Genomic DNA, 12685 nt, shown 5'->3' with positions numbered 1-12685 from the left:
TAAAATTATGAATGGCAGCCACAGGCCTCAGATCGCTGATGCAAAACCATTGTGGCCATTCCGGGGTGAGACATCCCGTTGGCTCGTGCGGACAGATGGGGTGCTGTCCCGAAAGTGGCCACCTTCGGCATTGCAATTCGCGCCTGCTTCGGTAAACCAGCTTTCAAAATCATGCAACAAGGCCGGACGCCGCTTGGCGTCCAGAATGAGGCCTTTCCGGAAAAAACGATGATCTTCGGGCTCTTTGGCAAGAAAAACAGCAACCAGGCAATCGTAGATCGGCAATATCAGGCACTGACATCCGCCGCCCGCATGCCGGAACTCTACGAGCGCCTGAATGTCCCGGATACGGTCATGGGGCGTTTCGAAATGCTCTCGGCGGTGATGATCCTCTTCTTCCGGCGCACACGAGCGTCCGGAACCAGCGGTCAGGAGATTGCCCAGGAAATCGTCGACGCCTTCTTCCAAGATATCGATTACTCCATCCGTGAGTTGGGAATTGGTGACAACAGCGTTCCCAAGCGCATGAAGAAACTGGCCGGTATGTTCTATGGCCGGCTGGAGTCCTACGCCCAGGCGATGGACAGCAGAGATGCCGAAGGACTTGCGACGGCGCTTGTTCGGAACATCCATCCCAAGGCCAAGGAGGCGGTTGATATGCGCGGCCTCGCAGATTGGATGTTTGCCGCCGAGGACTATCTTTTGTCCCAGTCGGAGGATGTGATTGCGACAGGTTCGGCGACGCTTCCGAAGGTTGCGTGAAGGAGGAGATGATGAGAAGCAAAAGAGATGATGTGCCGTTCTCCTACCTGGTAAATGTCGGCCACATATCAACCAATCCCGTCGAGGTGCGCCTGGAAGCGGACAAGCGGGAATTGGAGGATATTGCCAAGAGCTGGAATGTGCTTTCAGTCGACAGTTTCAAGGCCGAGCTCCAGATCGCGCGGTGGAAGCGCGACGGAATCCGCATCAAGGGCAGGGTTCAGGCGAACATTGTCCAATCCTGCGTCGTCACTCTTGATCCTGTGCCATCCGCAATCGACGAGACGTTCGAGCAGATCTTCGTGCCCGAGAATTCGAAGCTTGCGCGTCGCCCGGCCAATGATGCCGGTGAGATGGTGCTTGACCCCGATGGTCCGGACCTTCCCGAGAGCTTTACCGGCGATACAATCGATGCAGGTGAGGTGGTGACGGAATTCGCCGCGCTTGCGATTGATCCTTATCCGCGCAAACCCGGCGTGGAGTTCTCGGGTCACATCGAAGACACCGGCGAAAACGACAAAAAGCCCTCTGCTTTCGCCGTGCTCAAGGATTGGAAAAAGGACTGAACCCCGTTGGCTATTTGACACAATTCAGTTGTAAGCGACGGGAAAACCGGTATTTTGGCCGAAATTTCGCCCGCCGGAGGCGAAAAATAAGGATCAGGGACGCGTGATCAGAATTTCTATCGACCTCATGGGTGGCGACTTTGGTCCCCAGGTTGTCATCCCCGGCGCCGCTAAGGCACTGGAAAGACATCCCGATATTTCATTCGTGATGTATGGTTTGAAGGAACAGTGCGAGCCGGTTCTCGACAGGTTTCCGAAGCTCAAGGAAAAGACCGTTTTCCACGACTGCGAACTCGCCGTTCGCATGGATGAGAAGCCGAGCCAGGCGCTCCGCCGCGGTCGCTATGTCTCCACCATGTGGCGGACGATCGAAGCGGTGAAGACGAAGGAAGCGGACGTTGCCGTCTCGGCCGGCAATACCGGCGCCCTCATGGCAATGGCCAAGTTCTGTCTGCGTACGATGGCCAATATCGAGCGCCCGGCGATCGCCGCCATCTGGCCGACGCTGAAGGGAGAGAGCATCGTTCTCGACGTCGGCGCGACGATCGGCGCGGATTCGCAGCAATTGATGGATTTCGCCCTGATGGGTGGGGCAATGGCCCGCGCGTTGTTCGAGATCGAACGCCCGACGGTCGGCTTGCTGAATGTCGGCGTCGAAGAGATCAAGGGGCAGGAAGAAGTCAAGGAAGCCGGGCGCTTGCTGCGCGAGGCGAACATCGACTCGCTCGAGTATTATGGCTTTGTCGAAGGAAACGACCTTGGCAAGGGAACCGTCGACGTCGTCGTGACCGAAGGCTTTTCGGGCAACATCGCGTTGAAGGCGGCCGAGGGAACGGCACGACAGATCGCTGAATATCTGCGCTCTGCCATGTCGCGAACGCTGCTCGCCAAGATCGGCTACTTCTTCGCCAAAGGCGCCTTCGACATGCTTCGCGAGAAGATGGATCCGAGTCGGGTGAATGGCGGCGTCTTCCTGGGCCTCAACGGCGTGGTCATCAAGAGCCACGGCGGCGCCAACGCCGAAGGCATCGCAGCCGCCATCGAAGTCGGCTACGACATGGCCAAGAATGGCCTCAATCAGAAAATAGAAAACGATCTTCAAAAGTATCATGCCAAGCGGCTGCCCCCGATCGGGCCGGAAGCCGCATGAGCGACGGGGTTTAAGCATTATGATCCGTTCAGTTGTTCGCGGGTTCGGAGCCGCACTTCCGAAACGCGTTATGACCAATCGCGACATGGAAGATGTCGTGGACACATCAGACGAATGGATTGTCCAGCGCACGGGCATCCGCCAGCGTTACATAGCCGGTGAGGGCGAAACAACATCGTCGCTCGGCGAAGCTGCTGCGCGCGCGGCGCTCGATAGAGCCGGTCTGACACCAGCCGACATCGATGTCATCATCTGTGCCACCTCGACGCCAGACAACACGTTCCCGGCGACCGCCGTCAACATTCAGAACCGGCTGGGCATGCACCATGGCTTTGCGTTCGACGTGCAGGCCGTTTGCACGGGCTTCGTCTATGCCGTGACGACGGCTGATGCCTACATCCGCGGTGGCCTTGCCAAGCGCGTGTTGGTGATCGGTGCCGAGACCTTCTCCCGCATTCTCGATTGGAACGACCGGACCACCTGCGTCCTGTTCGGCGACGGCGCTGGCGCGATCGTCCTCGAGGCGGCGGAAGGCGAGGGTACGACAGCCGATCGCGGCGTGCTGACGGCGCACCTGCGTTCCGATGGCTCCCACAAGGAGAAACTCTACGTGGATGGCGGCCCTTCGACGACGGGCACGGTCGGCAAGCTTCGCATGGAGGGCCGGGAGGTCTTCAAGTATGCGGTCGGCATGATCACAGACGTCATTGAGGCCGCGTTTGAGGCAACCGGCACGACTGCCGACGATCTCGACTGGCTGGTGCCGCACCAGGCCAACCGCCGTATTATCGACGGCTCCGCCAAGAAGTTGCATATCGCGCCCGAGAAGGTAGTCATTACGGTTGATCTTCACGGCAATACGTCTGCGGCCTCGATTCCCCTAGCGCTGGCAACGGCTGCCGGGGATGGCCGGATCAAGGAAGGCGATCTGGTCATGCTGGAAGCGATGGGCGGCGGCTTCACCTGGGGCGCAGCACTCCTGCGCTGGTAAGCCAAAAATCCAAAAAACTACCGACGAACAAGAGCTTGACCGTGAGGCGCAAGACAAATACTCTTTGTTCGCTTTCATAATATAATTGGCAAATGGGCGGGGAAACCATGACCGGAAAGACAGTGACGCGAGCAGACCTGGCGGAATCAGTTTTTCGTAAGGTCGGTCTTTCGAGAACCGAATCTGCTGAGCTCGTGGAAACTGTCATTGACGAGATTTGTAACGCGATCGTCCGCGGCGAAACCGTCAAGCTCTCGTCCTTTGCAACTTTCCAGGTGCGCGACAAGAACGAGCGCATCGGCCGTAATCCGAAGACCGGCGAGGAAGTGCCAATCTCTCCCCGTCGCGTCATGACCTTCAAGGCGTCCAATGTCTTGAAGACGCGGATTCTGAAGGCGCATACGCTGCGCAAGACCAAGCAGAAAGCTGCCAATCCGGCTTCTTGATCGAGCGCAGCACGGGGGCACTCCTCTCGTTAAACGGCGACGAGTTCCAATATTTCCTGAACGATCTGTGCGGTATTCAAGACGTGACTTGAATTCGCGGCGTCAAACCGTTGAAATATGATGAGTCGCGGCTCGGTTCTGACGTTCGTGAGACATCAGCTGCGCTTACCAGCCGAACGGACGCGCGGCGCCCCAAGACCGCGTAGGGAGTAAGGATGTTGGATAAGAGCCCCGATGCTTTCCGTACCATCAGTGAGGTGGCGGACGACCTAGACCTTCCACAGCATGTCCTGCGCTTCTGGGAAACGCGTTTTCCGCAGATCAAGCCGATGAAGCGTGGCGGCGGCCGACGCTACTACAGGCCCGAGGATATCGATCTCCTGAAGGGCATCCGCCACTTGCTCTATGATCATGGCTACACCATCAAGGGCGTGCAGAAGCTTCTGAAGACCAATGGCAACAAGTTCGTCATTGCGATCGGCCATGGAGACCTTGCAAGCGTTCAGGCGCTGACAGGCGGTCAGCAGGACGGTGGCGATTCTGCCGAGCCACGGGTTGGAATGTCGGATGAGGATCAGGTTGTCGGTCGCGCGAAGCCGCCGATCACACGCCGCTTCTTCAATTTCGGCGGGGGCGATGAAGACTCCCCCGAAGTTTCGATCGGCAAGTCGAGCGTCGGCAAGGAGGACCGTGCTTTGCTGCAGGAGGCACTCTACGATCTTCTAGAATGCAAGCGCCTCTTGGACCAGGTTCGCTGATCGATTCGCCGCTACGCGTCAGCCACCCTACATGGGTTCGCAGCCCATTCTTTCGCGAGCAGTCCCTTATCGGAACCGCAGCGCCTCGTTCGATATTCAGTCAGCCTCAAGGAAAATCTCTCGTGACCGCGTCTCATTCAGTTCCCGGCAAGTACTATGACGCCTTCCTGTTCGATATGGATGGCACGCTCCTGAACTCTATTGCCGTAGTCGAACGTGTCTGGAGTGAGTGGGCCGTGCGGCACGGCTTCGAGCCGGAGGTTTTCCTCAAGACGATCCACGGCATTCGGGCATCGGACGTCATCCGCCAGTTGGCGCTACCAGGCGTCGATCCGGAATATGAGGCAAGCCAATTGCTGAAAGAGGAAATGGACGATGTCGGAGGCATCGTCGCGATCCCAGGTGCCGTCGATTTCCTGAACAGCATTCCGCCGTCGAAGTGGGCGATCGTAACCTCAGCGCCGATCGAACTCGCGAAGCGCCGCATGACGGCGGCTGGCATTCCGACGCCGGTGGTAATGGTGAGCGGGGAAGAAGTGGCAGCCGGGAAGCCGAGCCCCGAATGCTATTTGCTGGGCGCCAAGCGCCTCGGCGTCGATCCAACAAAATGCCTGGTGTTCGAAGATGCCGTTGCCGGAATTCTTGCAGGCGAAGCGGCCGGTGCCGACGTGACGGTCATTACCGAAACGCACACGACGCCGTTTGCAACCCCACACTTTTCAATCCCGGACTACCGCGGCTGGCGTGTGGACGTCGGTCCCGACGGCTGCGTTGCACTGCTCGAATAGACGCTGCTACTGCTTGCGCTGCGGCGCCTGCTTTACCATGCGCTCGTAGGCGGCAAGCATCTTTGCCTTCACCGAACCCAGTGTCCCGAGTTCGTGCCCGCAAGTGAAGCAGACAAGGACGTCGGTGTCGACCGGCTCGGGTCGCTCGAATTTCATTCGGGTGTTCCTGCACTTCGGGCAGGGGATCTCAATCTGCATGTTTTCGTCCAGAGTCTCGCGTTTTGCAGGTCTCTTATTCGGGCCTGCTTATTCGAGCAAGCCTTTTCGACCGACTGCTCACACTTGCAGCTTCTCGCCTTCGTGGACCGGTCAAGGTCGGTGTAACGCTACTGGCAAGCGAAGAAGGTCGAGTAGCCTGCGACAACCGACACCCCCGCATATCGCAGGTTGGGTCGAAGCAGGTTTGTGTTGTGGCCCGGCGAACGCCTCCATCCGGAAAACAGCTGCTGCGGGGTCAGATATCCATGACCGACGTTCTCTGAACATACGATGCTGAGCCCAGCGGCCCTGGCTTGCGCCGATCGCTGTCGAAAGCCGTCGTGGCTGATGTGTCGCCGCGTTGCCTGATACTGGCTGTGCTGCCGCGCCAAGGCTTTCAACGTGCCATTCGCAGCCAAGGGAGATAGGCCACGGCTCGTCCTGTAGGAATTGATCAAAGCCAGTGTCTGGGCGCCGAAATCGCCTGTCGAAGCTGGCGGCTGTGCCGCACCTAGGCATGCCAAACTTAGAACCGCAACTGCTATTGCCTGTAGCATTTTCATGGTCGGATTTCTCCTGGTGGCAACGACTCGCCTTTGGCGAGCCGCTGCAAAGGAGACACAACGAGAGCGATCCTGGCAACCCACAACAACGAATTAGGTCATGCTATGGAATTCGACCGGACATCTGCACGCAGCTGGCCGAGGTCGAATGCCGTCGGAGGTATTCGAGGGATGACCTTCAGATGATGACGCCGTTCTGTCGGCACAAATCGTTGAAGTTTGTCTTTGCGTTGCCTTGGGCGGTTAGAGTAAACGAGAAGCCGGCTCTCCCCGCCGGGCTGGTGTTTCTCAAAACGCCAGCGAAGGGCTCCCCGCCGGTAAAGGCGCCTGCCTTGTTTTTGGAGTTTACTACACCGCAAACGGAGACGACCCCCGGCTGTGTCTGCGTTGCCGTTATGCTGGCGAACGTCGCAGTGGTGGGATCTTTAAGAAACTTTCGAGTTCCGTCCTGAACGGCGGCCGTCTCACCCTCTGAGAGCGTGTAAGGGATTGGTTGGTCGCGCGGATTGACCGCCGCGCAGGAACTAAGCAGCAGTACCCCAGCCATCACGATCTGCCTCATGTCGTCCCCCAAGAGAATCGCGGAAATTTAGTGGTTTCTCTCATGGAGGATTCTATTAAGTAATTGCTAAAGCAAGCCATGATTTCGATGTATAGAGATTGAGTCTGCGCCGGAATTCCAGACGCTGCTGCGTCACCGGAATTCGTGGCTCCCTCAGCGAAGTCCTCATCCCGAAAGCCATTCATCTACGAAGGAACCGCCTCGATCGCGGGATTGCTGCTCGAATCCCAAGCCACCTCTACGGTACCTGAGGTCTGAAACATCGTGAGACGAAGGTCCGATGTTCGTTCGCCTATTAGAATCTATATTTCTCCCCACTGGCGTCAGTTTTTCTGCTGCTGGAGAACTGGAGGGCTGGGGCATCCGGTTCGCATGATCGAAGGACGGAAAGCGGAGAGCGAGCAACAACGCTCTCCGCTAGTTTGTTTGTTTTCATCGGACGCCGCATCAAACCTCCGACCGCCCAAATCGATTTCACAGCGGTCAGAAACGAATGGCGTCAAGCATGGCGGCCTTTTCCACACCGCTCTTTCCGTAATATTTCCTGACGATCGATTTTTCCCTTGCACCAGAAATCCCAAAAGACTAACAGGATCAGGCCGTTTCGGCAGGTCGGGGCGTAGCGCAGCCCGGTAGCGCACTTGACTGGGGGTCAAGGGGTCGCTGGTTCGAGTCCAGTCGCCCCGACCATTTACACTAACCTTCGGCACCCCCAGAAGCCGGAAGGTATCTCTCCAACTCATGACTAGTCTTGTAGAAGAATGATGCGTCGAGCGGCACAACCGTGCTCTTCTGACTGCCTACCAATCTTTGCCAGACCTATTGCTGTCAGAAATTTGTCTTGGTAGCTCGAAAAAATATTAGTTTTCGATAATATACATCCAGCAAAAACATTGGTGGGTGACGGATGGCCAACCGCGAGACGAGCGAAACATGCAGGGAAACCCTGTCTGAGCCCTTTGCGACACTTGTCGAGAAGGCTACATCCTCGGGTTGGCCAGAGCACGAAGTTGCGCTGGCACTGAGCGATTTGGCCGAAGCCTATGTCTTCAAAGTCACCGCCAGGGTCATCATTGAGGGCTCGATCCAGTCAGAGCTTGCCTCAGAGCGGCTGAAAAACTGAGGCTGCAGCTTTTGGGACAAGCGCGCTGGTTCGCGTCATCACATATATGTTTCAAGCCGAAATGTTCGGTTGATAAATCGCCGGTCGGCGCGCATAGTGACCGCATCGTCGGCTATGGATGGGCGCCCGACGACAACGTTCCTGGTATCGACAGCCCCTGACGGGACCCGTGGCTTCATGCTTAAATCCCCAGTTCTTCCACGTGACCTGCCGCTTTTCTCGGACGATCTCGATCTTCTGTCCGGGGTGCTTGACGATGTCTGCAAAGACCGGAGGCTCGAGCGAAATACCTCGGCTGCCGAGGCCATCGGTGCGCTTCTGATCCAACTCTACCGGCAGGGGGTCAAGGATCAACGCAAGCTTGCGGCGCTCGCCAAGGCCTATTTGTAATTTGGAGCTTTGAACTACCGATGAGCTAGTCGTCGTTTGCAGCGTTGAGGTTTTCCGGGCGGATACCCTCATCGACTCCGGTTCGCGCTCTCAGCCTGACGCCCGGTCCACCTTCGTCATGATTGCCACTGGCAATGAAGATGATGCCTGCCGCCTCAAGCGCTTGCTTGATCGCGAGCAGCGCATGCGGCTCGCCGTCCTGCTCGTCGCGCTCCATCGTTTCGACTGTAGCAACAGGCAGACCGGATGCGGCTGCCAGTTCCTCGATGCTCATTCCGGTCATGGCGCGGGCGCCGCGTATTTGAGTCGCTGTTATCATAGATGAGAGACTAGCGCGCCGTCGCTTGTTCGCAAGCCCGATATGCGGCGCGCACCCGCAAGATTGCGCTTATGGCGCTCCTCCAGCGCCGCGCAACCCCACACGATGCCGAAAAGCAGGTAGACATGCCGCCAGTGGTCAATGTCGATGACGTTACCGATCGCGGCATGGCCAAGCACCCCGATCCAGGCGATCATCAAATACGGCTGCCAAGGCCGATCCCTGAGAAGGTTTTTGAATCCGAGATAGATCGTGCAGCAGAGCATAGCGACATAGCTGACAAATCCGAGCCAGCCATAGCTCGTTAGCGACTTCAGCCAGATGTTATGTTCATCCTCCGGAAACATCGTACCGAAGACCAGCGGCCCGATACCGAGGGGGCGCTCCATCATCATCGTAAAGCCGATGCGGTGACGATCGAAGCGGCCGAGGTGCTCACCATCATATTGCTGTACCAGCTGGGCTCGCGACGAGAAGAGCGCATTCACCTTCGGAAACTGCAAAGCAACGACCAGCGACGCTACCAGCAACATGATTGCGGCGAGAGACAGGATCAGGATGCGCAGGCGGAACGCTCCGCTGCGCTCCTTGAGCAGCATACAGAAGACTAGAATGACAATGCCGAGAAGGAAGAGGCCCCAAGCCGCGCGCGAGAAAGACAGAAACACACCAAGCGCAAGGATCAGCAGCGCGAAGGCCTTGATCGGTGCCATTCTCAACTTGCCAGCAAGAATGCCGTGGACGAGATAGAGCGACGGCGGGACCAAGAACGGACCAAAGACGTTCGGATCCTGGAAGGCGCCCTTGGCGCGATCGTAGAGCGTGAAAACCTCCGCCCCCGGAAAGGCGTGAAAGTAGCCGAGAATTCCAAGGAGTGACGTGAAAACGGCGGCGAATGCCCAGGCATTGAAGATCAGCGGCAGACGCCGATGGCTTTCCTCGACAATTGCCGCATAAAAGATAGCCGTCAGTGCGAGGAAACTCGAGACTGCGACATACATCGGTCCGGTCCCCAGATCCTTCATCTGCGTCAACGACAGCATGCCACCGACGTTGAAAGCAAGTAGCAGAGCCAGAAGCGGCGCTGTGAATCGCGAAATTCTGAGACCAAGGATGAACCATATGCCGAGAAGCGCAGCCATCCAAAGTTCGTAAGGCGCCGGCTCGTTGATAACGAAGCCTGAGAGAAAGACCCCGAAGGCGACCATTGCGGAACCAACGAGGCGCAGGGCCGCCCGCTGTGGCTGAGCAACGCGCGAATGTGTCGCCTCGACCGCGCTCAATAGGCGTTTTCCGTGTTGAACAGCCGGAAAGGCGTGAGAAAGAGGATCTTCAGGTCGAACCACAGCGACCAGTTCTCGATGTAGTAGAGGTCATAGGCCGTGCGGAACTTGATCTTGTCGTCATGGTCGACCTCTCCCCGCCAGCCATTGATCTGCGCCCAGCCGGTGACGCCTGGCTTCACGCGATGGCGGGCGAAGTAGCCCTCCACGACCTCACCGAAAGGACGATCCTTCGCCTGGGCAAGCACGGCATGCGGACGCGGCCCGACAAGCGACAGATCGCCCGTCAGCACGTTGAAAAGCTGGGGCAGCTCGTCGATCGAACTCTTGCGGATGAAGCGTCCGACTGGCGTGACGCGCGGATCGCCTTTGGTGACGGCGGCGCGGCCGGTGGGGTCGCCCTTGTCGGCGTACATCGACCGGAATTTGAAGATGTTGATAATCTCGTTGTTGAAGCCGTGGCGCTTCTGTCTGAAGAAGACAGGCCCCTTGGACGTCAGCTTGATGGCAATTGCGGTTGCCAGCATAATTGGCCAGAGAAACGCCAACGCGAGCAGCGCAAAGAAAATGTCGAAACAGCGCTTGGCGACCGAGTCCCAGTCGCGGATCGGTTTGTTGAAGATGTCGAGCATCGGGACGGAGCCGATGCGTGAATAGGCGCGGGGACGGAAACGCAGTCGATTGGCGTGGGCGGCCAGCCGGATATCGACTGGCAGTACCCAGAGCTTTTTCAACAGTTGCAGGATACGGGCCTCCGCGCTCAGCGGAAGGGAAATGATCAGCATGTCGATGCGCGTGATACGGACGAACTCGACGAGTTCGGCGACCGTTCCAAGCTTCGGATAGCCGGCGACCATGATCGGTGACCGTTTCTCACCGCGGTCGTCGAAAATACCGCAGATCCGGATGTCGTTGTCGGCTTGCTGTTCCAGGATGCGGATCAACTCTTTTGCCGGTTCTCCGCCACCGACGATCACCGCCCGGCGCTCCATGACGCCGTTGCGTGACCAGTTGCGGATGCCGTAGGCGATCAGGAAGCGAGCGGCAAGCAGGAAGAATGCACCGGCAATGAACCAGGCGATGTAAGCCTGCACCTGTGGCCATCCGACATTTCCAAAGAGCACACTGGCCGCCGTGCCGATCACGAAGACCAACGTCCACACGCCAAAGACGCGAGGGAGCAGTCGCATACGGGTGCGTAGCGCCGGGATGGAATAGGTATCGGCCGTCTGGAGTCCAAAGACAAGCAAAGCCGCAATAGCAGCGGTGGCGGTGGCGCGCGCTGAAAGGGTCTCCGCGCCGCTCCCGGGCCAGAGAAGATAGACAAGCAAGCCGATCAGAAACTGCGACACAAATTCGAATAGTCGGAACTGACCGATGATGATGGCCGGCGAGCGGTTTCCAGCGCTGAATTGCTCGGCGATCTGACGGGCATAGGTATTGATCGGCTCCGGCCGAACCTTCTCATCCGCGTCTTCGCCGCGCCGATTGATGTCAGAAACCTGCTTGCGCAGCGCCTCCAGATCAAACTGATCGCTTTTCTCTGCCTTGTTCATGAGGCTACCGCCGCTGGTTGTCAAAACGGCATTAGCAGAAAGCCCCTAAGAAACTTTTACGAAGCAACCGCAACAGCTTGCTTGGATTCGAAATCGAGGAGGTCGTGGTACAGTTTCAGGACATCGTTGGCCATAACCGAGGCCGAAAAGACCGATTTGACCCGCTCCGTTGAGGGCATGGCCGCATCGTGCCAGCCGGGAATGCGAATTGCATCAGCCATGACGCGTGCAAGGTCGTCGGCATCCTCGGGGTTGACGAGGGCGAGGCTGTCTCTTCCCAAAGCCTCAGGAATACCGCCGACGCGCGTGGCAATGATCGTCTTACCGGCACCCAAGCCCTCGAGGACGATGTAGGGCATGGCTTCCGCCCGAGACGGAACAACGAGATTTTGGGACATGGCAAAAGCCTGTTGAACGCGCATTGCCGGCAGCATGCTGATCCGCTTGCCCAAGCCACGCTCGATCATCATATCGCGGTACCTGTCGCGATCCGGTCCGTCGCCGATCATCACGGCAGACAGCGGACGACCGAGGATGCGCTCGGCTTTCGCGAAGGCTTCCACAAAGAGATCGGGACCCTTAAGGTCCCGAAGCATGCCGACATAGATGTAGTGGACAGCATCCGAACGGGTCGGGATGAGTTCGAAGTCCCGCTCGGCGATCCCATTGTAGATCAGTCGGGTTTCTGTTCGCGGCCGCCCGACCTTCTTCGTGTAGGAATCACGCTCGTATTCGCAGATGAAGACGAGGGCGTCGGTGAAATACTCCTGCAAGCGCTCCATGCGGAGCACGAATTGCCCGACGAACGATCTGCGGGAATAATGCAGGCTCCCGCCATGCGCAGTATAGAGGCGGGCTACGCGATACCTGTTCACCCGCAGGGCTGAGCCGGCAAGCCGCGCGAGCACACCGCCTTTGGCGCCGTGACCGTGCAGCACATCCGGCCGCAAACTTTTGATTTTCTTGTACGTATCCCAGATCACCCCGATGTCGGAGAAGCTGACGTGCCGCCGCATGGGCATGCGCGTCAATCCCATCGAAAGAAAGGGACGAATGTCATCGAACAGGCGATCTTCGTGCTCGCCGCCCGTCGAGCTGTCGCAAAGGATTCCGACCTCGTGTCCCGCTTTGCTGTGCTCCAGTACGAGGTCGCGGACATGCCGGAAAATTCCGCCGACCGGTGACCTGAAGCAATGGAGGATGCGGAGGGGGCGCTGTTCGGTCATTGAG

The 12685-nt window shown here is 58.1% G+C and carries 16 protein-coding genes and 1 tRNA gene; 10 read left to right on the top strand and 7 right to left on the bottom strand.

The annotated features are described in order from the left end of the window. Positions 1 to 171 precede the first annotated feature (171 nt). The 7 genes from FHT77_RS00180 (at position 172) to FHT77_RS00150 (ending at position 5461) form a co-directional block, all read left to right on the top strand. On the top strand, positions 172 to 762 hold the full coding sequence (locus FHT77_RS00180; RefSeq protein WP_183751433.1) for a ubiquinol-cytochrome C chaperone family protein: 591 nt from the start codon (positions 172 to 174) through the stop codon (positions 760 to 762). An 11-nt stretch (positions 763 to 773) separates the two neighbouring features. Beyond that, positions 774 to 1328 (top strand): YceD family protein, encoded by a 555-nt coding sequence (locus FHT77_RS00175; RefSeq protein ID WP_114712255.1) that lies wholly within the window; start codon positions 774 to 776, stop codon positions 1326 to 1328. A 103-nt stretch (positions 1329 to 1431) separates the two neighbouring features. Continuing rightward, entirely contained in the window at positions 1432 to 2478 is a 1047-nt protein-coding gene (gene plsX, locus FHT77_RS00170; protein ID WP_016553511.1) for a phosphate acyltransferase PlsX, read from the top strand. A gap of 19 nt (positions 2479 to 2497) precedes the next feature. Beyond that, positions 2498 to 3469, top strand: coding sequence for a beta-ketoacyl-ACP synthase III (locus FHT77_RS00165; RefSeq protein ID WP_016553512.1), 972 nt, complete (start codon positions 2498 to 2500; stop codon positions 3467 to 3469). Positions 3470 to 3576: 107 nt separating this feature from the next. Beyond that, the gene (locus FHT77_RS00160; RefSeq protein ID WP_007531489.1) at positions 3577 to 3915 is read left to right on the top strand and encodes an integration host factor subunit alpha; all 339 of its coding nucleotides are present in this window, start codon (positions 3577 to 3579) and stop codon (positions 3913 to 3915) included. A gap of 215 nt (positions 3916 to 4130) precedes the next feature. Continuing rightward, a complete protein-coding gene (locus tag FHT77_RS00155) occupies positions 4131 to 4673 on the top strand; it encodes a MerR family transcriptional regulator (protein ID WP_183751431.1) in 543 nt (180 codons plus the stop codon). 122 nt (positions 4674 to 4795) lie between these two features. Beyond that, positions 4796 to 5461, top strand: coding sequence for an HAD family hydrolase (locus tag FHT77_RS00150; RefSeq protein WP_409527432.1), 666 nt, complete (start codon positions 4796 to 4798; stop codon positions 5459 to 5461). Positions 5462 to 5467: 6 nt separating this feature from the next. On the opposite strand, the gene FHT77_RS00145 is transcribed toward FHT77_RS00150, so the two are convergent. From FHT77_RS00145 to FHT77_RS00135, 3 genes are all read right to left on the bottom strand, one after another. Further along, positions 5468 to 5617: a hypothetical protein gene (locus FHT77_RS00145; protein ID WP_183751429.1), complete on the bottom strand. Its 150-nt coding sequence runs from the start codon at positions 5615 to 5617 to the stop codon at positions 5468 to 5470. 170 nt (positions 5618 to 5787) lie between these two features. Next, complete coding sequence (locus FHT77_RS00140; RefSeq protein ID WP_246719677.1) at positions 5788 to 6216, bottom strand: CAP domain-containing protein; 429 nt, start codon at positions 6214 to 6216, stop codon at positions 5788 to 5790. Between the two features lie 184 nt (positions 6217 to 6400). Beyond that, positions 6401 to 6784, bottom strand: coding sequence for a hypothetical protein (locus FHT77_RS00135; protein WP_246719614.1), 384 nt, complete (start codon positions 6782 to 6784; stop codon positions 6401 to 6403). Between the two features lie 613 nt (positions 6785 to 7397). Here FHT77_RS00135 and FHT77_RS00130 point away from each other — a divergent pair. The 3 genes from FHT77_RS00130 to FHT77_RS00120 all read left to right on the top strand — a co-directional run bounded on the left by FHT77_RS00130 (position 7398) and on the right by FHT77_RS00120 (position 8297). Continuing rightward, a tRNA-Pro gene (locus FHT77_RS00130) sits at positions 7398 to 7474 on the top strand. A gap of 217 nt (positions 7475 to 7691) precedes the next feature. Further along, positions 7692 to 7907 (top strand): hypothetical protein, encoded by a 216-nt coding sequence (locus tag FHT77_RS00125; RefSeq protein ID WP_183751425.1) that lies wholly within the window; start codon positions 7692 to 7694, stop codon positions 7905 to 7907. A gap of 177 nt (positions 7908 to 8084) precedes the next feature. Continuing rightward, positions 8085 to 8297, top strand: coding sequence for a hypothetical protein (locus tag FHT77_RS00120; protein WP_183751423.1), 213 nt, complete (start codon positions 8085 to 8087; stop codon positions 8295 to 8297). Positions 8298 to 8322: 25 nt separating this feature from the next. On the opposite strand, the gene FHT77_RS00115 is transcribed toward FHT77_RS00120, so the two are convergent. Genes FHT77_RS00115 through FHT77_RS00100 form a run of 4 tightly spaced genes read right to left on the bottom strand, consistent with a single transcriptional unit; the run spans position 8323 to position 12681 of the window. After that, positions 8323 to 8616, bottom strand: coding sequence for a helix-turn-helix transcriptional regulator (locus FHT77_RS00115; protein ID WP_183751421.1), 294 nt, complete (start codon positions 8614 to 8616; stop codon positions 8323 to 8325). Then, complete coding sequence (locus FHT77_RS00110) at positions 8613 to 9899, bottom strand: O-antigen ligase (protein WP_183751420.1); 1287 nt, start codon at positions 9897 to 9899, stop codon at positions 8613 to 8615. The genes FHT77_RS00115 and FHT77_RS00110 overlap by 4 nt, the downstream gene beginning before the upstream one ends. Further along, positions 9896 to 11455 carry an undecaprenyl-phosphate glucose phosphotransferase gene (locus FHT77_RS00105; RefSeq protein ID WP_183751418.1) on the bottom strand — a complete coding sequence of 520 codons (1560 nt, stop codon included), beginning with the start codon at positions 11453 to 11455 and terminating at the stop codon, positions 9896 to 9898. The genes FHT77_RS00110 and FHT77_RS00105 overlap by 4 nt, the downstream gene beginning before the upstream one ends. A gap of 56 nt (positions 11456 to 11511) precedes the next feature. Further along, entirely contained in the window at positions 11512 to 12681 is a 1170-nt protein-coding gene (locus tag FHT77_RS00100; RefSeq protein WP_183751417.1) for a glycosyltransferase family 4 protein, read from the bottom strand. Positions 12682 to 12685: the final 4 nt, after the last annotated feature.

Source organism: Rhizobium sp. BK181 (assembly GCF_014193305.1).
In the GTDB taxonomy this organism is placed as follows: Bacteria; Pseudomonadota; Alphaproteobacteria; order Rhizobiales; family Rhizobiaceae; genus Rhizobium.
Note: the sequence above shows the minus strand (reverse complement) of the source record. Positions and strands in the feature narration are given on the sequence as shown.